Origin of the sequence: Phaeobacter sp. JH20_02, from assembly GCF_048056915.1 — a bacterium.
GTDB lineage: Bacteria > Pseudomonadota > Alphaproteobacteria > Rhodobacterales > Rhodobacteraceae > Phaeobacter > Phaeobacter bryozoorum.
On sequence record NZ_JAYMVP010000009.1, the window covers coordinates 59,485 to 78,247 of the forward strand.

The window sequence follows — 18,763 nt, forward strand, 5'->3', positions numbered from 1 at the left end:
GTTCGCGGACAGATTACTTGGCGAGCCACGCCTGGAATTTAGCGTCCAGATCGTCGCGGTTGTCTGCCCACCATTCGTAGTCATAGACATGAACGTTGCCGGAGTTCGCCGGATCGGTCGGCATATGCGGTGCCATGTCGATACCCAGAATGGCGTGTTTGCCAACCAGCGGCGCAGAGGAGGCGCGCGCCGGACCATAGGAGATGAACTTGGCCTGATCTGCCAGACGCTGGGTGTCGGTTGCGAACTTCAGGAAGTCCATCACGCGAGCCTTGCGGTCTTCGGGCAGGTCAGCCGGAACGATCCAGCCATCCAGGTCGAAAGACTGCATATCCCAGAGCATTTCGATCGGCTGGTTCTGCTCAGCAATTGCCGAGAACAGACGACCGTTAAAGGTCGAGCCCAACACCACTTCGCCATCTGCCAGAAGCTGCGGCGTTTCCGCACCAGCAGTCCACCAGACGACCTGATCCTTGATTGTGTCGAGCTTGGCCAGGGCACGCTCCACACCTTCGTCGGTGCTCAGCACGTCGTAGATCTCATCCTTGGCAACGCCGTCGCAGTAGAGGGCCCACTCGACGTTGTCGATCGGACGCTTCTGAAGGGCGCGCTTGCCCGGATATTTCGCAGTGTCGAAGACATCGCAGATGGAGCTCGGCGGCGTGTCACCAACCTTGTCCATGCGGTACCCGAAGGTGGTCGAATACACGATCTGCGGCACGAAGCAGTCGCTGACGATCAGATCGCCGAAGTCTTCGGTTGCGGGTGTGCCATCGGGCGCCGCAGCCAAATCTTCGTCGTGGTTCAGCTCGGCGGCGAGACCTTCGTCACACATACGCATCGCATCAGAAGCAACAACGTCGACCAGATCCCAGGTGACATTGCCCGCTTCGGTCATGGCGCGCATTTTTGCGGTCGCCTCGGCCGAGCTTTCATCCCAGATCACTTTCAGATCGGGGTGCATTTCCTGATAAGGAACCACATAGGCCTTCAGCTGGCTTTCCTGATAGGCGCCGCCCCAGGACACGATGGTCATCTCGTTGGCCATATCAGCAGCCATCGCCATCGGCGCACACAGTGCCGTGGTGGCTGCCAGGGCAGTCAGTTTGGTGAGTTTCATAGACACTCTACTCCTTGTTGAAATCGTTATTTATCTGGATTGTCCGCCGGTCGTTCGCTGCCGGAGGTTCGGGCGCGCGCGGACGTCAGGCGTCCAGCGCGCGGCAATCTTCAGGCAACCAGCCGATTTCGATCTGCTGGCCGGGCTTCAACCGTACCTGATCGGGTGCGTTGCGGGTCTTGATGATGAACTCATCATTTCCGGCGACGCGCAGACGGGTGCGGAAGATGTCGCCCATGTAGATAAACTCAAGCACTTCAGCCTTGAGCGTATGGGCGCCTTCCTGCATCCGGTCCTTGTTGTATTCAACACGTTCGGGCCGGATCGACACGCGGGTCCGCTCACCGGGTTTGGAAACGTTGATCGGCTTGCAGTCAATCAATTCGCCATCGTCCAGTTGTACCAGCGCGATGCCATTGTTGACCTCTTTGACCGTGCCTTCCAGCGTGTTGTTCTCACCAATGAACTGGGCAACGAAACTGTTGGACGGCTCTTCGTACAGCTCATCCGGCGGCGCCAGCTGCTGAATACGACCATCGTTGAACACTGCCACGCGATCCGACATGGTCAGCGCTTCGGTCTGGTCGTGGGTCACATAAACAGTGGTGATGCCCAGCTGATGTGCAAGATGGGTGATCTCGAACTGCATCTTCTCGCGCAGCTGCTTGTCCAGCGCGCCCAGAGGTTCGTCCATCAGCACCAGTTCGGGTTCAAACACCAGCGCACGCGCCAAGGCAACACGCTGCTGCTGACCACCAGACAATTGGGCCGGACGGCGACCGCCAAAGGCGCCCATCTCGACCATGTCAAGCGCGCGCTTCACCTTCTGCTCACGCTCGGACTTGCCCATGTTGCGGACTTCCAGCGGGAAGCTCAGATTTTCGGCAATGGTCATGTGAGGGAAAAGCGCGTAGTTCTGGAATACCATTCCGATGCCGCGTTTATGAGGCGGAATATTGTTGATCGAGACGCCGCCAAGCCGAATATCACCATGGGTCGCTGTCTCAAAACCCGCCAACATCATCAGGCAGGTCGTTTTGCCCGAACCGGACGGGCCCAACATGGTCAGAAATTCGCCTTTCGGCATGGTGAGGTTCAGATCTTTGACAACGAGGTTCTCGCCGTCATAACTCTTCTGCACGCGTTCGAATTCAACGAACGCGCTCGTGTTTGACGCATCAGCCAAGTGAGGCTCCCTGGTTTGGTTCGGCAGATTAGCTCTGCACTTCTGTCGTGATGTAAGCACACACGAGTGTTGGTGTGCAACCGGATCGTCCGGATCATCTCTGTAGTTTACCTTAGGGCCGATAACGCCGACAACGGTACGTATTGCGACGAACAAGGTTCGAAAAGCGACAGGATTTCGATTGCCAATCAGATAAAAACTCTATGTGTACACGCCTTGATTGATCGCAAACGCCCGTTACCGGAAACACTCAAATAACCGAATTTGACCGAGCAGCTTTAACCGAGCCACAAAGATTCGCGGAAATAGCAAAGGCGCCGACTCCCGACAGGAACCGACGCCTTGGTCAAACAGCTTCATCCCGCGTCACGCGCTGTGCAGCAAGTCTCGCTCTTTCAGCGCTGCATAACATTCATCGAGCGACTGGCGCGCCCGCGCGATGAGCGTATCAATCTCTTCGGGTGTGATGATCAGCGGCGGCGAGATGATCATCCGATCACCAACGTGGCGCATCACCAGATTATTGGCAAAGCACCGCTCCCGGCAGATGTAGCCGACAGTTCCGGTTTCAGCGGCAAAGGCCGCGCGCGTCGCCTTGTTCGGGGTCAGTGCAATCGATCCCATCATGCCGACAATCTTGGCCTCGCCCACCAGCGGGTGATCGACGAGCGCCTCCCATTGCTCCTTGAGATAAGGCGCCACAACATCACGCACATTGTCGATGATGTTCTCCTCCTCGAGAATGCGCAGGTTCTCCAGCGCCACCGCGGCGGCAACCGGATGGCCCGAATAGGTGTAGCCGTGATTGAATTCACCGGATCCAATCACCGCTGCAATCTCGTCGCTGACAATAGATCCGCCAATCGGCGCATAGCCGGACGATAGCCCCTTGGCGATGGTCATGATATCGGGGCGAATGCCCATGGTCTGGCTTCCGAACCAATTGCCGGTACGCCCGAAGCCGCAGATCACCTCATCAGCGATCAGCAGGATTTCATATTTGTCGCAGATCCGCTGGATCTCGGGCCAGTAGGTTGCAGGCGGAACAATGACACCGCCGGCGCCCTGAACCGGTTCGGCGATAAAGGCCGCGACCCGGTCTTCGCCCAACTCAAGAATCGCCTGCTCCAGCTCCTGAGCGCGCGAGAGACCAAACTCCCCTACCGCCATATCGCCGCCTTCGGCCCACCAGTTGGGCTGATTGATATGATGGATATCCGGGATCGGCAGGCCGCCCTGTTCGTGCATCGCAGTCATACCGCCCAGGCTGCCGCTGCCAACGGACGAGCCATGATACCCGTTCTTGCGGCTGATGATCACCGATTTTGTCGGCTTGCCCTTCATCGCCCAATAATGGCGGACCATGCGAATATTGGTGTCATTGGCTTCTGAACCAGACCCGGCGAAGAACACATGGTTCAGCCCCTCGGGCGCCAGTTCGGCGATTTTCGCCGCCAGCGCGATCGCGGGCGTGTGTGTGGTCTGAAAGAATGTGTTGTAGTACGGCAGCTCGCGCATCTGGCGGGCGGCAACATCTGCCAACTCGTCCCGCCCATAGCCAATGTTGACACACCACAGGCCGGCCATGGCATCCAGTATCTGGTTGCCCTCGCTGTCTGTCAGCGTGACGCCGCTGGCGCGCGTGATGATCCGCGCGCCTTTTTCCGCCAGCTCACCGTTTGCGGTGAAGGGGTGCATGTGATGGGCCGCATCCAGCGCCTGAAGCTCGGCCGTGGGCAGGTGATTTGTAATCGCAGTCATGGGGCAGACTCCTGAAGGAAGAGATTGCGCCCAGAATATGATCAAATTCTAGCGTGTCAATCGAATCAGCTCGACTGATTCAGCCCCTGACTTACCTGATCCATCCCCTGAGCGACGTCCCGCTCCATGGCCAGCGCCGCCAGATCTGCGTCCTGGCGATGCAGGGCCTCGAGGATGTCCTTGTGCCGGTCGGGAAAGCTCTGCGTGCCGAGCCGTCCACAGACCACGCGCAACGATGGACCGAAGCGCAGCCAAAGCCGATCCGCCAGATCTGTCAGGATAGGCGCATCGGCATACGCATAAAGCCGCGTGTGGAACCGGTAGTTCTGCACCAGATAGCCAGTGACGTCTCCTGCCGAAATAGCCTGATCCAGAGCTGTGTCGATGGTCTCCAGCGCGGTGATATCATCCGCCGATACACGCATGGTTGCCAACCGAGCAAGTTGACACTCTATTGTTTTTCTTGCATAAATCAGCTCGTTCAGGTCACTTTCACGTAACATCGGCACGGATACACGGCGATTTCCCTGAAACACCAGCGCGCCATCAGAGATCAGTCGGCGGATTGCTTCGCGTACCGGGGTCATCCCGGCCCCCAACGACTCGACCAGACCCTGGATGGTGACCGCCTGCCCCGGCGCCAGATCGCCAAACAGAATTTGCCCGCGCAAGGTCTGGTAGACGGTTTCATGGGCGGGCAGTTTGGCAGTGGGCTGACTGCCGGATGATGCGGCTGGTTGGCTCAGGTTCACCTTCTGAATTCCTCCTAAATTTTGGGCAGCTTGCACCAAGTTTCCCCAAGTGAAAACATAAACAGTATTGCCGAATGAGGCAAAACTTGATCAAATCCTTATCAGCCGGGCACGGAAACCGGCACGCACAGGGAGATACTCATGACACTCAAGACGATGACATTGACAGCCATCGTGGCGCTGAGCAGTGCGGCCGCCGTCGCCGAAGAAGTTCGCGTTTACAACTGGTCCGACTATATTGACGAAGCCTTGCTTGAGAAATTCGAAGCCGAGACCGGCATCGAACTGATCTACGACGTCTTCGACAGCAACGAGTTGCTGGAAACCAAGATGCTGGCCGGCGGCTCCGGTTACGATGTAGTCGTTCCGACCGGCTCGTTCCTGGCGCGTCAGATTCAGGCTGGCGCGTTCCAGAAACTGGATACCGACAAGTTGTCGAACGCAGGTAACATGTGGGACGTGATCAAGGAGCGTACGGCACGCTATGATCCGGACAACCTCTATTCCATCAACTACATGTGGGGCACGACTGGGATCGGCGCAAACACCGCAAAGGTCGAAGAGGCTCTGGGCGCGGATGCACCGATCGACTCGCTCGATCTGGTGTTCAACCCTGCCAACATGGAAAAGCTGGCCGAATGTGGCGTCTACATTCTGGATGCCCCGGACGAGATGATCCCGGCCGCCCTGCAATATATCGGTGAAGATCCCAATAGCATGGACCCCGATGTGGTTGCCAAGGCCGAACCCGTGCTGATGGCGATCCGCCCCTATGTGAAGAAATTCCACAGCTCAGAGTACATCAACGCACTGGCAAATGGTGACATCTGCGTGGCCTTTGGCTGGTCCGGCGATATCCTGCAGGCGCGCGATCGTGCCGACGAAGCCGAAAACGGTGTCGAAATCGTCTTCAACGCGCCCAAGGAAGGCGCACTGATGTGGTTCGACCAGATGGCGATCCCGGTGGACGCCCCGAACCCCGACGGGGCCCACAAGTTCCTGAACTTCATTATGGAAGCCGAGAACATGGCTGCGGCATCCAACTACGTCTATTATGCCAATGGCAACAAGGCGAGCCAGGAGTTCCTCGAAGAGGATGTGATCAACGACCCCGCGATCTATCCGAACGATGACACCCTGAAAAACCTCTACATCAAAGAAGCCTATCCGCCCAAATTGCAGCGTACGGCGACGCGTATGTGGACCAAGATCAAATCTGGGACCTGACCCGAGATTGATTGACGCGCGGGGCATCGGATATGCCCCGCGCTTTTTCCTGCGGGAACGTCGGCAGCTGTTCCATGCCCGTTCCGCCACTTGCGTCATACATTGGGGGCCAGCGTGACTATTCCTGTTTTTGAACCCTGGAACGATCCAGAGGCTAAGCCCCTGATCCAATTCCAGAATGTTACCAAGCGCTTTGGTGAGTTCACCGCGATCGACGATCTGACGCTTGGGATCTACGAGAAAGAGTTCTTTGCCTTGCTTGGCCCCTCGGGCTGCGGCAAGACCACGATGATGCGGATGCTGGCAGGGTTTGAAACGCCAACCGAAGGCAAAATTTTCCTGTCGGGTCAGGATATTGCACCGGTACCGCCGAACAAGCGTCTGGTCAACATGATGTTCCAGTCCTATGCGCTATTCCCGCATCTGAGCGTCTGGGACAATATCGCCTTTGGACTAAAGCGCGAGAACAAGCCCAAACATGATATCGCCGAGCGGGTACAGGAAATGCTGCGCCTGACCCGGCTGGAGAAATTCGCGCGCCGCAAGCCGCACCAGATCTCCGGCGGTCAACGGCAGCGGGTGGCCTTGGCAAGATCGCTGGCCAAAGCACCCAAACTTCTCTTGCTGGATGAACCTCTCGGCGCGCTCGACAAGAAGCTGCGCCAGGACACCCAGTTCGAACTGATGGACATTCAGGAAAAGACTGGCACCACCTTTGTTATTGTCACCCACGATCAGGAAGAGGCGATGACGGTCGCCTCCCGCGTGGCGGTGATGGACAATGGCCAGATCGTCCAGGTTGCCACTCCTGATCGTATCTACGAAACGCCAAATTCGCTTTACGTGGCTGATTTCATTGGCGATGTGAACATCATCGACGGCACCGCTTCGCCCACGGGCCCCGATGAATATGCGGTCAGCTGGAAAGATGGCGCCGCCCCGCTGACGGTGAAAAGCCAGGCGACATTCTCTGATGGCCAAGCCTGCCATCTGGCGATCCGCCCGGAGAAGGTCACGATCAGTGCGGATCGTCCCGCCGAGGCCGACAATAGCGTGCAGGGCCGTATTCTCGATATAGCATATCTCGGCAATATCTCGACATACCATGTCGAACTGCCATCTGGTGCGGTGATCAAAGCTCAGACCGCAAATACCCGCCGTATCGCCCGGCGCGCCTTTACCTGGGAAGACCCGGTCTGGCTGTCCTGGACAGCCACTGCCGGTGTCCTACTGGCAAACTGATGCGCCGCTTTATCCTGATTGCCATCCCTTACGCCTGGCTTCTGGCGCTGTTCCTTGTGCCCTTTGCCATCGTGTTCAAGATCGCCCTGTCGGACGCCGCCGTCGCGCGCCCGCCTTATATGCCGCAGTTCGACTGGGTCACTGGTATCGGCGCCTTTATTGCGGATCTGGATTTTGAGAATTTCGTCTGGCTGACAGAAGACGACCTCTATTGGAAAGCCTATCTCAGCTCGCTTCGGATCGCTGTGATCTCAACTGTGCTGACCCTGCTGGTCGGCTACCCCATGGCCTATGGCATGGCCCGCGCCCCGTCTGAATGGCGTCCGACGCTGATGATGTTGGTGATCCTGCCCTTCTGGACCAGCTTCCTGATCCGCGTTTATGCCTGGATGGGCATCCTGTCGAATGAGGGGCTGTTGAACCAGTTTCTGATCTGGCTTGGGATCATCGACACGCCGCTCACCATTCTGAACACCAATACCGCGGTCTATATCGGCATCGTCTACACCTACCTGCCGTTCATGATTTTGCCGATATACTCGGCACTGGAGCGGCTGGACGGATCGCTCATCGAGGCTGCCGAGGATCTGGGCTGCTCACGTACGCAGGCCTTCTGGTTGGTCACCATCCCGCTGTCGCGCGCCGGCATCATTGCGGGCTGCTTCCTGGTCTTTATTCCGACGCTGGGCGAATTCGTGATCCCGTCACTGCTGGGGGGGTCGGACACACTGATGATCGGCAAGGTTCTGTGGGAAGAGTTCTTCTCCAACCGTGACTGGCCAGTGGCCTCTGCGGTGGCAGTTGTGCTGCTATTGATCCTGATCGTGCCGATCGTGCTGTTCCAGCGCAACCAGCAGAAACAACAGGAGGCGGAACAATGACCCGACTGAGCTGGTTCAACACCGTTTCGCTGACGCTGGGATTTGCGTTTCTGTATATCCCGATGGTCATCCTGATCGCCTACAGCTTCAACGAAAGCAAGCTGGTTACCGTCTGGGCCGGGTTCTCTGTCAAATGGTATGGTGAACTGCTGCACAACGAGGCATTCCTCAGTGCGGCATTGGTCACGCTGAAGGTAGCCGTTATCTCCTCCAGCATCGCGACGGTCCTTGGCACCATGGCCGCCTACGTGCTGGTGCGCGGCGGGCGGTTCCTGGGGCGTACGCTGTTTTCCGGCATGATCTACGCGCCATTGGTGATGCCAGAGGTAATCACAGGCCTTTCGCTGCTTCTCCTGTTCATCGGGATCGGGCTGGACCGCGGGATTATGACCATCGTGCTCGCGCATACGACCTTTGCCATGTGCTATGTCTCGGTCGTGGTCTCTTCGCGGTTGGTAACCTTTGATCGATCGCTGGAGGAAGCCGCGCTGGATCTGGGCTGTTCGCAGGCAGAGGCGTTCCGCCTAGTGACGCTACCGATCATCGCGCCCGCAGTGATTTCAGGCTGGCTTCTGGCCTTTACCCTGTCGCTGGACGACCTGGTGATTGCCTCCTTCACCGCAGGCCCTGCGGCGACAACCTTGCCCATCAAGATCTTCTCTGCGGTGCGGCTCGGTGTCAGCCCGGAGATCAACGCGCTCTCGACGATCATGATCGGCATTGTCACCGTCGGCGTTGTCACAGCCTCGCTGGTCACCAAACATCAGTTGGTCCGCCAGCGTCGTGACGAGCAGAACGCCGAACGCAGCTAAGCAGCGGCTCAGTCCGCGTCCCAATCAGGGGCGCGGGCCAGCCCCAATGCCTCCAACTGATCCGGCCCCTGATATCGGATCGCATCGCTGTGCCAGAGATCCGGTGCCGCAGCCAATTGGTTGTAATAGCCGTCGAACAATTCCGGCGCGCTGAAATGCTGGCCACGCCGCTTTTCGATCTCTGCCTTCTTGGTGATTTCGGGCAAGAATTTGCTGTGCAGCAGAACCCCGGACGGACCTGCCCCACCTGGCCCATCGTATAGTGCATTCAACCGCCTGGGCAGCATTGCATGGGTAGAATTCGTATAGGCGAAGCTGCGGTCCCATTTGACCAGCGGTACCTTGTTCAGCGTAGGTCCCCGCTGCGGCTCATCAGGAAAGAACACCCGCTCCCTGATGCCGCCCTGTACCCACAGGTTGCCGCGCGGCGCCTGTCGAACCCGGCGATATGGCCCGGTATCAAACCACGGCAATACTCGGCGGGGATCATCACCTGGGACGTAACTCACCTCTCCCACTGACCCCTTGGGAAAAAGATCCAGCATCAAGGCACCGAAGCCAGCCCTGCCATGACGGTTCAGCCAATCTGTCAATCCGCGCAAACCGTGCCGGGCATCACCGCCAAACACCAGCAATTCATCTGCATCAACACTAAGACACCAGCGCCGGTGACCATAACGGATCTGAAGCCATGTCGCCCAGTCGAGACCAAACCGAGCATCGCGATAGCTGGCGCCTGTATGCCAGAGCGAGACATCAGGCTGACCGGCAAGATACGCGGCGCTGCCATCATCGCTGCCATTGTCGACGATCAGAAAATGGTCGACACCCAGATCGCGATAAAAGGCCAGGAAAAACGGAAGCCGGGTCGCTTCATTGCGCAGCACTGTGATGGCAAGAATTGCATCCCGTTGCAGACTGCGAGTGCGGTCCGTCAGCGTCGTCAGCTGATGCCGGGACCGGAAAGAGCGCCAAAGCAGCCGACGTCGCTGCCACCTCAACCGATAGGCCGCCGCCAGGGAGATTTCCGGCAGCGGTACAGTACCTGGAGCCCGCTCTGGCCCCGTCACCCTAGCGCTCGTAAGCGCCGGCTTTGTGCCAGCCCCAGGCATCCGCGATCATAGTTTCAAGATCCGATCGCTTCGGCTCCCACCCAAGCAGGGTAGCCGCCCGCACCGAACCCGACACCAGCTTGGTGCAATCGCCGGCACGACGAGGACCAATTGAGTGAGGCACCGATTGACCGGTTGTCGCCTCCGCCTTGTCCATGACTTCCCGTACGGAGAACCCGGTGCCGGTCCCCAGGTTGAAGACCTGGCTCCCTTTGCCGTCTTTCAGCCATTGCAGGCCCAGCACATGGGCGTCGACCAGATCGCAGACGTGAACATAGTCACGCACGCAGGTGCCATCCGGGGTGTCATAGTCGGTTCCAAAAATGGTCAGCGCGTCACGTTTGCCCTCAATCGCATCCAGCACCAGCGGCACCAGATGAGTCTCGGGGCGGTGGAACTCGCCCACCTCGGCCTCGGGGTCGGCACCCGCCACGTTGAAGTAACGGAAGATCACCGACCGCAGCCCATGCGAGGCGCCAAAATCGCGCAGGATGTCTTCTACCGCGCGTTTGGACGCGCCATAGGCATTAAGGGGAAGCTGCGGCGTGCTTTCGTCCAGCACCACATTGTCATGCTCCCCATAGGTGGCGCAGGTTGATGAGAAAACGAAATCAAGGCAGCCGGCTGCCACCGCGGCTTCAATCAGCGTGAGAGACCCGCCGACATTGTTGGCCCAGTAGCGCCCGGGTTCGCTCATGGCTTCACCAACCTGGCTCAACGCGGCGAAGTGCATCACGGCGGCCGGTTGATATTTGGCAAAAACCTCGTCCAGTCGCAGACGATCAGCCAGATCCCCCTTTTCAAAGGGTCCGAACTTCACGGCGTCCTGCCAGCCAGTCACCAGATTATCGTAGGTTACGGGGGTAAAACCGGCAGCCTTTAGTGCCTTGCAGGCATGAGAGCCAATATAACCCGCTCCACCAGTCACCAGAATATATGTCAAAGCAGCGTCTTCCTGATCAAAAGGCCGGACAGTGCTGTCCGGCCACCCAATTTCCAGATGTTCACAATCTCCGCCACTCTCGGCGAAGTGATCGGCTTACTGCGCCGCCTTGTCGACCTGCGCAATCTCATTGATGTAGCACATCAGATCATCGCGCAGCTCTTCACGTGCCAGCGCAAAGGCGACGGTTGCCTGCAGGAAACCAGCCTTGGATCCGCAATCAAAGCGCTGACCACGGAAACGATAGCCGTAGACCGGTACATCGTCGGCGATATCTTCGGCAATGGCATCGGTCAGCTGGATCTCACCACCGGCGCCCTGTTTCTTCTTATTGAGATTGCGCAAGACCGATGGCGCCAGGATATAGCGACCAATAACCGCCAGATTAGACGGGGCATCTTCGGCTTTGGGCTTTTCAACCATGCCATTTACCGACACCACCGAGCCCATGTCGTCGCGCACATCCAGCACACCGTAGGACGATGTCTGTTCTGGCGGAACCTCCATGGCCGCGACCATATTGCCGCCGGTTTCCTCGTAGGCTTCCACCATCTGCTTCAGGCAGGGGGTTTCCGCCGCGATGACATCATCAGGCAGGATCACCGCGAAGGGTTCATTGGCGATCAGGCGACGCGCGCACCAGACCGCGTGACCAAGGCCCAGCGCCTGATGCTGGCGAATATAGGCAATCGCGCCCGATTCCATATTGGTCGCTTTCAGGATTTCCAGCAGATCATCCTTACCCTTCTTACGCAGCTCCTGCTCAAGCATGGGTGAATGGTCGAAATAATCCTCTAGCGCTCCTTTGCCGCGCGAGGTGACAAAGATGAACTCCTTGATGCCGGCCTCTCGGGCCTCATCAATGGCATATTGGACCAGCGGGCGGTCAACCAGCGTCATGATTTCTTTGGGAACCGATTTGGTTGCCGGCAGGAATCTGGTTCCAAGCCCGGCCACCGGAAAAATTGCCTTCGTTACTTTTCTACGCATCTCGCACTCTCGTTTCTATTTCTCAAACCGTTCTGATGCGGTTCGTCAGTGGGGCCGTTTGGGTGGCAAAACCTACCTCGAAAGGCCGGTCAGAGTATTCCGTAGGCAATTCAGAAAATATACCCCCAGTCACATTTCGCTCACGGCATCCCGTATCATGTTTCATATTATCGACAATTCAGGCCTATTTGTGACCCATTTTTTTCATCATCGCCTCAATCCGGGGAACATCCTCGGGATTGTTCAGCTCCCAGAACTCGCGTCCACGTGCTTCAACCTCCACGCAGAGAATCTTGCGCCCGTTCTCAAGAAAGCGCAGCTGCTCCAGCCCTTCGAGGGTTTCCAATGGCCCGACAGGCCAGCCAGGATAGGCGCTCAGCGCGTCCGGGCGATAGGCATAGACACCGACGTGGTGAAACACCGGCGTCTCCTGATCGGAACCATAGGTTTCGGACGTAAAGGGCACCACCTCCTTGGAGAAGTAGAGCGCATTATGGTCGCTACCGAACACTGCCGTGGTGCCGCCAACACGACCGGCCTTACGGTCTGCCAGCAGACTGTTCAGCGTCGCGCCGTCGCAGCGCAGCACCGGCGTTGCCAACCCTTTGTCAGGCGCGCCGCGCAGGCCGACAATCAGATCCTCGATAAACCAATGCGGCGTCAGCGGCGCGTCCCCTTGCAGGTTCACCACGATATCATAACCGCCGCCAAGTTTATCCAGCGCTTCGGCGCAACGCTCCGTCCCGTTGGCGCAGCTTTCGGAGGTCATAACAACCTCGGCACCAAACCCGGTGGCAGCATCGCGAATTCGGTCGTCGTCGGTTGCGACAACCACACGATCTACGCCATTGACGGCCATGGCCGCACGCCAGGAGCGTTCGATCAGCGTTTGGCTCTCGCCGCTGGACCCGGTCAAAGCAACAAGCGGCTTACCAGGATAGCGGGTCGAAGCATAGCGGGCGGGAATGACGATAAGGACGGACATCAGGCTTTCTTAAGCTCCACACCCGGCGCATAGGCTATAAAGAAAGGATTCGAATAGCCTTCCTTGCCGTAGGTCAGTGGCGAATGATCATCAAAGCGTACCACTTGACCACCGGCACCGCAGAGGACCGCATGACCGGCGGCGGTATCCCATTCCATGGTCCGCCCCACCCGCGGATATAGATCGGCTTCGCCTGTTGCGACCAGACAGAACTTCAGCGAAGACCCCGCGCTCTTGCTGTCCTTCACGGCGTATTTGTTGATGTAATCATCGGTGGCCTGATCACGGTGCGATTTCGACGCAACCACCATCAGCGCATCATTATCACTGTCTGCAACACGAATGGGTTTGATCTCTCCCATGGCTGACGGATCAAAAGCGCCGGTTTCCTCAACCGCTGATCCGTCCGCCAAGGTGAAGAACATCCGAGACCGCGCCGGCGCATAGACAACGCCGCGCGTCGGCACACCGTTTTCGACCAATGCGATATTGACGGTAAAATCACCGCGGCGGTGGATGAACTCCTTGGTTCCGTCCAGCGGATCCACAATCAGAAAGGTGTGCCCGCTCTTGCTGTGCGATTCCGCCTGTTCCTCGGTCACCAGCATCACGTCGGGAAAGGCTGCGCGCAACCCGGCAGAAATCAACGCATCGGCGGCCTCGTCAGCGGCGGTTACCGGGCTTTCATCCGATTTTACCTTCACCTCGAATTCATCCGAATTATAGATCTCCATGATCTTCTCTCCGGCTTCGATCGCCAATCGGCGGATTACCGGAATAAGCTCATCATATGTCACAAACACTCTCCCTGACCGGGTTTGGTTGATTACAGCAGTTGTCCCCCTTATGGTCGGGGTGAAACGGAACAGCAAGATTTCCGTGGTAACGATAAGCAGAGTTTCACCTAAAGCAGGTCCGGCTAAGCGACATCATGTTCGAGCAACGCCACAAACGGTCACGTCTCAGCAGCCTCATCGCCATGGGTGAGGTTGTCTTTCATTCCGTGGCCCGCAGCGTTCGCTCCAAACATAATAATGCGTTCATGGCTCTGGCGACCAATCTTACGCAGGCGGTGATGTTTGTCATCGTGTTCTACGTGATGTTTTCCCTGCTCGGCCTGCGCGGTTCGGCCATTCGCGGCGATTTCCTGCTCTATGTGATGTCGGGTGTGTTTTTGTTCCTGACCCACACCAAGGCCGTTTCCGCTGTCGCCGGAGCAGAGGGACCAAGCAGCCCTATGATGCAGCACGCCCCGATGAACACGATCGTCGCCATTCTGTCGGCGGCACTGGGATCACTGTATATTCAGGTGCTGTCGATGCTGATCATCCTGTTCGTCTATCACGTGGCGTTCACCCCGATTGAAATAGAGGAACCGATTGCGGCCTTTGGCATGGTGCTGCTCTCCTGGATAACCGGTGCTGCGGTAGGTTTGATCCTGCTGGTCATGAAACCTTGGTCGCCGGGGACTGTTGGCATCATCTCCACGATCTACCAAAGGGCCAATATGATCGCCTCGGGCAAGATGTTTCTGGCGAACACTCTGCCCAGCTTCATGCTGTCGATGTTCGACTGGAACCCGCTGTTTCATTGCATCGATCAGGCGCGTGGGTTTGTGTTCATCAACTACAACCCCCATTTCAGCAACTGGCAATACGCAGGTTGGGTGGCGCTCGTCCTGATCATGATCGGACTGATGGGGGAGTTTTACACCCGTCGCCGTGCCTCGATCAGTTGGGGTGCCAAACGCTGATCGACGGATTGACGCAATGGCTCAGGTCACCACGCGAAGTGTCAGGTTTATGCGACCACCCTTTGGCAGCAAACGCGAGGATTTGAAGCGGATGCGGTCAACCCCATGATAGGTCAGCCGCGCCTCGCCCCCCATCACGACGACATCGCCTGAGTTCAGCCAGACGGTCTCCGTCTTACCGCCACGGAATTGATTGCCGATCCGCAGAAGGCCGTCATCGCCCAGAGAGACGGACACCACCGGGTAAGAGAAATCCGCCTCATCCTTGTCCTGATGCAGACCCATGCGGGCGCCCTCGCCATAGTAGTTGATCAAACAACAGTCCGGTTGTCGCTCCAGCCCTGTGCTGGCCCGCCAGATATCCAGGATTTCTGCCGGGATTTTCGGCCAGCCCTGGCCGGAGGGATGCCGATCCTGATAACGATACCCGCCCCTGTCACTCACCCAGCCGCATACCCCGGCCGAGGTCATTCGCACCGACATCTTGCCGCCACCGGGCACCTCGGGCGAGAACAGAGGAGCGGCGCGCAGAACGGGACGCAGACAGTCAATCAGCTGTCGCTGCCGTTCCGTATCCAACAGGGGTTTTGTCAGCTCAAATCCCCGCAACCGCAACTTCATCATCACCGTTAGCCTGTTCTTAACCGCTCCCCTGTCAAAAACCGCAGTAATTCGCGAAACAGGACACGATCTGGCGGTTGCAGGGGGCATTTGCGCTCCCTATATACGCCGGGAAGCGGGGAGGTGCAGACCAAACCGCAACTGAATCGGGGCCGGAATGCCAAAATGGGTTCAGACCTCGGGTAATCGCCTTAGAAAGTGAAAAGGGATCGAAAATGAGCAAAGTTATCGGAATCGACCTCGGGACCACCAACTCCTGTGTGGCCATCATGGACGGATCGCAGCCTCGCGTTATCGAAAACGCTGAGGGCGCCCGTACCACGCCGTCGATCGTAGCCTTCACCGACGATGAGCGTCTGGTAGGCCAGCCTGCCAAACGTCAGGCCGTCACCAACCCGGACAACACCGTATTCGGCGTAAAGCGCCTGATTGGTCGCCGGTTCGATGACAGCGATCTGGCCAAAGACAAGAAAAACCTGCCTTTCGCCGTAATCAACGGCGGCAATGGTGACGCATGGGTCGAAGCCAAGGGTGAGAAATACTCCCCGTCGCAGATCTCTGCTTTCATCCTGGGCAAGATGAAAGAAACCGCCGAGTCCTACCTCGGTGAAGAAGTGACCCAGGCCGTCATCACCGTGCCTGCGTATTTCAACGACGCCCAGCGTCAGGCCACCAAAGACGCCGGCAAGATTGCCGGTCTCGAAGTGCTGCGCATCATCAACGAACCGACAGCAGCAGCCCTGGCCTATGGTCTGGACAAGGAAGAAACCCAAACCATCGCGGTCTATGATCTTGGTGGCGGTACCTTCGACGTGACCATTCTTGAAATCGACGACGGCCTGTTTGAGGTGAAATCCACCAATGGTGACACCTTCCTCGGTGGTGAAGACTTTGACATGCGCATCGTCAACTACCTGGCAGACCAATTCAAGAAAGAGCACGGCGTCGACCTGACCAAGGACAAAATGGCTCTGCAGCGTCTGAAAGAAGCCGCTGAAAAAGCCAAGATTGAGCTGTCCTCCTCCAGCCAGACCGAAATCAACCAGCCGTTCATCTCGATGGATCCGTCCTCGGGCCAGCCGCTGCACCTGGTCATGAAACTGACCCGTGCCAAGCTGGAGAGCCTGGTTGGCGATCTGATCAAGGCGTCGATGAAGCCCTGCGCGGCTGCGCTGAAAGATGCCGGTCTCTCGGCATCTGACGTCGACGAAGTTGTTCTGGTCGGCGGTATGACCCGCATGCCCAAGGTGATCGAGGAAGTCAGCAAATTCTTCGGCAAAGACCCCCACAAGGGTGTGAACCCGGATGAGGTTGTTGCGATGGGCGCCGCCATTCAGGCCGGTGTTCTGCAAGGCGACGTGAAAGACGTTGTTCTGCTAGACGTGACACCGCTGTCCCTGGGTATCGAAACCCTCGGTGGCGTCTTCACCCGACTGATCGACCGCAACACCACCATCCCGACCAAGAAGAGCCAGGTGTTCTCTACCGCCGAAGACAACCAGAACGCCGTGACCATTCGTGTGTTCCAGGGTGAGCGCGAGATGGCGGCCGACAACAAGATGCTCGGCCAGTTCAACCTTGAGGACATCCCGCCCGCACCGCGCGGCATGCCGCAGATCGAAGTGACCTTCGACATCGACGCAAACGGCATCGTGTCCGTTGGCGCCAAGGATAAGGCGACTGGTAAAGAGCAGAATATCACCATCCAGGCCTCCGGTGGTCTGTCCGATGAGGATATCGAAAAAATGGTCAAGGATGCCGAGGACAATGCCGAGGCAGACAAGGAACGTCGCGAGCTGATCGAAGCGAAGAACCAGGCCGAAAGCCTGATTCACTCCACCGAGAAATCGATGGAAGAGCATGCGGACAAGGTGGACCCGACCACCATCGAAGCGATCGAACTGGCCATTGCCGCGCTGAAGGATGACCTCGAAAACGAGAAATCCACCGCCGACAAGATCAAGTCTGGCGTTCAGAACGTCACCGAAGCCGCCATGAAGCTAGGCGAAGCGATCTACAAGTCGAGCCAGGAAGAGGCAGCGGATGAACCCGCCGCCGCGGATGAGGCTTCAGGCCCCGGTGATGATGACATTGTCGATGCCGAATTCGAAGATCTGGACGACAACAAGCGTTAAGGTCTGATTTTGGCCAAAGCGGGCCGGTCCGAACCCCGGGCCGGCCCGCTTTCGTTGCGGCAAGAAGGGTATTCCGATGTCCAAACGAGATTACTATGACGTTCTCGGGGTGTCCAAAGGGGCCACCGCCGATGAAATCAAGAAAGGCTTTCGCAAGAAGGCCAAAGAGCTGCACCCCGACCGGAACAAGGACAATCCCGAAGCCGAGGGGAAGTTCAAGGAGGCCAATGAGGCCTACGATGTCCTGAAGGACCCTGAGAAGAAGGCCGCTTATGATCGTTACGGTCACGCCGCCTTTGAAAACGGCATGGGCGGCGGCCAACGCGGCGGTCAAGGCGGCCAGGGCTTTGGCGGCGGCGACTTTTCGTCTGCCTTCTCAGATGTCTTCGACGATCTGTTCGGCGACTTCATGGGTGGACGCGGCGGCCAGGGTGGCGGGCGGCAACGAGCCGCGCGCGGCTCGGATCTGCGCTACAACCTGCGCATCTCGCTTGAGGATGCTTTTGCGGGGATGCACAAAACGATCAACGTACCGACCGCTGTCGCCTGTGGATCCTGCGAAGGCACTGGCGCTGAGGGCGGAGTGGAACCAACGACATGCCCGACCTGTTCCGGCATGGGCAAGGTTCGCGCGCAGCAGGGTTTCTTCACGGTGGAGCGCACCTGCCCCACCTGCTCCGGCCTTGGCCAGATCATCAAGAACCCCTGCAAATCCTGCCAGGGCCATGGTCGTGTAGAGAAAGATCGCTCCCTGTCGGTGAACATCCCGGCAGGCGTGGAAACCGGCACCCGCATTCGCCTTGCCGGCGAGGGTGAGGCCGGTATGCGCGGTGGTCCTCCCGGTGATCTCTATATTTTTGTTGAAGTCTCCGCACATGACCTGTTTGAGCGGGATGGAAACAACCTATACTGCCGGGTACCGGTATCCATGGCAAAGGCCGCATTGGGCGGCGCCATAGAAGTCCCCACCATTGATGGTGGCCGTGGCCGTGTGCAGATCCCGGAAGGCAGCCAGTCCGGACGCCAGATGCGCCTGCGTGGCAAGGGCATGCCTGCCCTGCGAGGCGGTGCAACCGGTGACATGTTCATAGAACTGGCGGTGGAAACCCCGGTGAACCTCACCGCCCGGCAGAAGGAACTGCTGCGTGAATTCGAGGATCTCTCCGAGGACAACACCAACCCGGAAAGCCGGAGTTTCTTCTCCTCCGTGAAAAGCTTCTGGGACGGGATGAAGGGCTGATCC

The 18,763-nt window shown here is 58.1% G+C and carries 17 protein-coding genes; 7 read left to right on the plus strand and 10 right to left on the minus strand.

Translation table 11 applies throughout. The annotated features are described in order from the left end of the window. Positions 1-13: 13 nt before the first annotated feature. From VWY34_RS01925 to VWY34_RS01940, 4 genes are all read right to left on the minus strand, one after another. The gene (locus tag VWY34_RS01925; RefSeq protein WP_416548748.1) at positions 14-1,120 is read right to left on the minus strand and encodes an extracellular solute-binding protein; all 1,107 of its coding nucleotides are present in this window, start codon (positions 1,118-1,120) and stop codon (positions 14-16) included. A gap of 85 nt (positions 1,121-1,205) precedes the next feature. Beyond that, entirely contained in the window at positions 1,206-2,306 is a 1,101-nt protein-coding gene (locus VWY34_RS01930; RefSeq protein ID WP_340547188.1) for an ABC transporter ATP-binding protein, read from the minus strand. Between the two features lie 366 nt (positions 2,307-2,672). Further along, positions 2,673-4,067, minus strand: coding sequence for an aspartate aminotransferase family protein (locus VWY34_RS01935; RefSeq protein ID WP_416544102.1), 1,395 nt, complete (start codon positions 4,065-4,067; stop codon positions 2,673-2,675). Between the two features lie 65 nt (positions 4,068-4,132). Further along, entirely contained in the window at positions 4,133-4,819 is a 687-nt protein-coding gene (locus VWY34_RS01940; protein WP_416544103.1) for a GntR family transcriptional regulator, read from the minus strand. 141 nt (positions 4,820-4,960) lie between these two features. Here VWY34_RS01940 and VWY34_RS01945 point away from each other — a divergent pair, with 141 nt between their 5' ends. The 4 genes from VWY34_RS01945 (at position 4,961) to VWY34_RS01960 (ending at position 8,981) form a co-directional block, all read left to right on the plus strand. Beyond that, the gene (locus tag VWY34_RS01945) at positions 4,961-6,046 is read left to right on the plus strand and encodes a polyamine ABC transporter substrate-binding protein (protein ID WP_340547185.1); all 1,086 of its coding nucleotides are present in this window, start codon (positions 4,961-4,963) and stop codon (positions 6,044-6,046) included. Positions 6,047-6,160: 114 nt separating this feature from the next. Further along, positions 6,161-7,288, plus strand: coding sequence for an ABC transporter ATP-binding protein (locus VWY34_RS01950; protein ID WP_340547184.1), 1,128 nt, complete (start codon positions 6,161-6,163; stop codon positions 7,286-7,288). Continuing rightward, positions 7,288-8,169, plus strand: a complete 882-nt coding sequence (locus VWY34_RS01955; RefSeq protein ID WP_416539857.1) for an ABC transporter permease subunit — start codon at positions 7,288-7,290, stop codon at positions 8,167-8,169. The genes VWY34_RS01950 and VWY34_RS01955 overlap by 1 nt, the downstream gene beginning before the upstream one ends. Continuing rightward, positions 8,166-8,981, plus strand: coding sequence for an ABC transporter permease (locus tag VWY34_RS01960; RefSeq protein ID WP_416537719.1), 816 nt, complete (start codon positions 8,166-8,168; stop codon positions 8,979-8,981). The genes VWY34_RS01955 and VWY34_RS01960 overlap by 4 nt, the downstream gene beginning before the upstream one ends. An 8-nt stretch (positions 8,982-8,989) precedes the next feature. On the opposite strand, the gene VWY34_RS01965 is transcribed toward VWY34_RS01960, so the two are convergent. The 5 genes from VWY34_RS01965 to cysQ all read right to left on the minus strand — a co-directional run bounded on the left by VWY34_RS01965 (position 8,990) and on the right by cysQ (position 13,808). Further along, the gene (locus VWY34_RS01965) at positions 8,990-10,051 is read right to left on the minus strand and encodes a glycosyltransferase family 2 protein (protein ID WP_416544104.1); all 1,062 of its coding nucleotides are present in this window, start codon (positions 10,049-10,051) and stop codon (positions 8,990-8,992) included. Between the two features lies 1 nt (position 10,052). Beyond that, entirely contained in the window at positions 10,053-11,036 is a 984-nt protein-coding gene (galE, locus tag VWY34_RS01970) for a UDP-glucose 4-epimerase GalE (protein WP_416539859.1), read from the minus strand. Between the two features lie 96 nt (positions 11,037-11,132). Next, positions 11,133-12,026, minus strand: a complete 894-nt coding sequence (gene galU / locus VWY34_RS01975) for a UTP--glucose-1-phosphate uridylyltransferase GalU (protein ID WP_340547179.1) — start codon at positions 12,024-12,026, stop codon at positions 11,133-11,135. Between the two features lie 184 nt (positions 12,027-12,210). Continuing rightward, a complete protein-coding gene (locus VWY34_RS01980) occupies positions 12,211-13,011 on the minus strand; it encodes a 3-deoxy-manno-octulosonate cytidylyltransferase (RefSeq protein ID WP_416539860.1) in 801 nt (266 codons plus the stop codon). Beyond that, positions 13,011-13,808: a 3'(2'),5'-bisphosphate nucleotidase CysQ gene (cysQ, locus tag VWY34_RS01985; RefSeq protein WP_416539861.1), complete on the minus strand. Its 798-nt coding sequence runs from the start codon at positions 13,806-13,808 to the stop codon at positions 13,011-13,013. Before cysQ ends, VWY34_RS01980 begins: the two co-directional genes overlap by 1 nt. Positions 13,809-13,942: 134 nt before the next feature. On the opposite strand from cysQ, the gene VWY34_RS01990 reads away from it, so the two are divergent. After that, entirely contained in the window at positions 13,943-14,764 is an 822-nt protein-coding gene (locus VWY34_RS01990) for an ABC transporter permease (RefSeq protein WP_340547176.1), read from the plus strand. Positions 14,765-14,785: 21 nt separating this feature from the next. Here VWY34_RS01990 and VWY34_RS01995 read toward each other — a convergent pair whose 3' ends face one another. After that, positions 14,786-15,388 (minus strand): alpha-ketoglutarate-dependent dioxygenase AlkB family protein, encoded by a 603-nt coding sequence (locus VWY34_RS01995; protein WP_416534313.1) that lies wholly within the window; start codon positions 15,386-15,388, stop codon positions 14,786-14,788. 212 nt (positions 15,389-15,600) lie between these two features. On the opposite strand from VWY34_RS01995, the gene dnaK reads away from it, so the two are divergent. Further along, positions 15,601-17,520, plus strand: coding sequence for a molecular chaperone DnaK (gene dnaK, locus VWY34_RS02000; protein WP_340547174.1), 1,920 nt, complete (start codon positions 15,601-15,603; stop codon positions 17,518-17,520). Between the two features lie 76 nt (positions 17,521-17,596). Next, entirely contained in the window at positions 17,597-18,760 is a 1,164-nt protein-coding gene (dnaJ, locus tag VWY34_RS02005; RefSeq protein ID WP_340547173.1) for a molecular chaperone DnaJ, read from the plus strand. Positions 18,761-18,763: the final 3 nt, after the last annotated feature.

Bases quoted from the DNA above. Each gene is read 5' to 3' on its own strand.
- VWY34_RS01925 (WP_416548748.1), bottom strand. From the start codon at position 1,120: ATGAAACTCACCAAACTGACTGCCCTGGCAGCCACCACGGCACTGTGT.
- VWY34_RS01935 (WP_416544102.1), bottom strand. From the start codon at position 4,067: ATGACTGCGATTACAAATCACCTGCCCACGGCCGAGCTTCAGGCGCTG.
- VWY34_RS01945 (WP_340547185.1), top strand. From the start codon at position 4,961: ATGACACTCAAGACGATGACATTGACAGCCATCGTGGCGCTGAGCAGT.
- VWY34_RS01955 (WP_416539857.1), top strand. From the start codon at position 7,288: ATGCGCCGCTTTATCCTGATTGCCATCCCTTACGCCTGGCTTCTGGCG.
- VWY34_RS01960 (WP_416537719.1), top strand. From the start codon at position 8,166: ATGACCCGACTGAGCTGGTTCAACACCGTTTCGCTGACGCTGGGATTT.
- galU (WP_340547179.1), bottom strand. From the start codon at position 12,026: ATGCGTAGAAAAGTAACGAAGGCAATTTTTCCGGTGGCCGGGCTTGGA.
- VWY34_RS01980 (WP_416539860.1), bottom strand. From the start codon at position 13,011: ATGTCCGTCCTTATCGTCATTCCCGCCCGCTATGCTTCGACCCGCTAT.
- VWY34_RS01990 (WP_340547176.1), top strand. From the start codon at position 13,943: ATGTTCGAGCAACGCCACAAACGGTCACGTCTCAGCAGCCTCATCGCC.
- VWY34_RS01995 (WP_416534313.1), bottom strand. From the start codon at position 15,388: ATGATGAAGTTGCGGTTGCGGGGATTTGAGCTGACAAAACCCCTGTTG.
- dnaK (WP_340547174.1), top strand. From the start codon at position 15,601: ATGAGCAAAGTTATCGGAATCGACCTCGGGACCACCAACTCCTGTGTG.
- dnaJ (WP_340547173.1), top strand. From the start codon at position 17,597: ATGTCCAAACGAGATTACTATGACGTTCTCGGGGTGTCCAAAGGGGCC.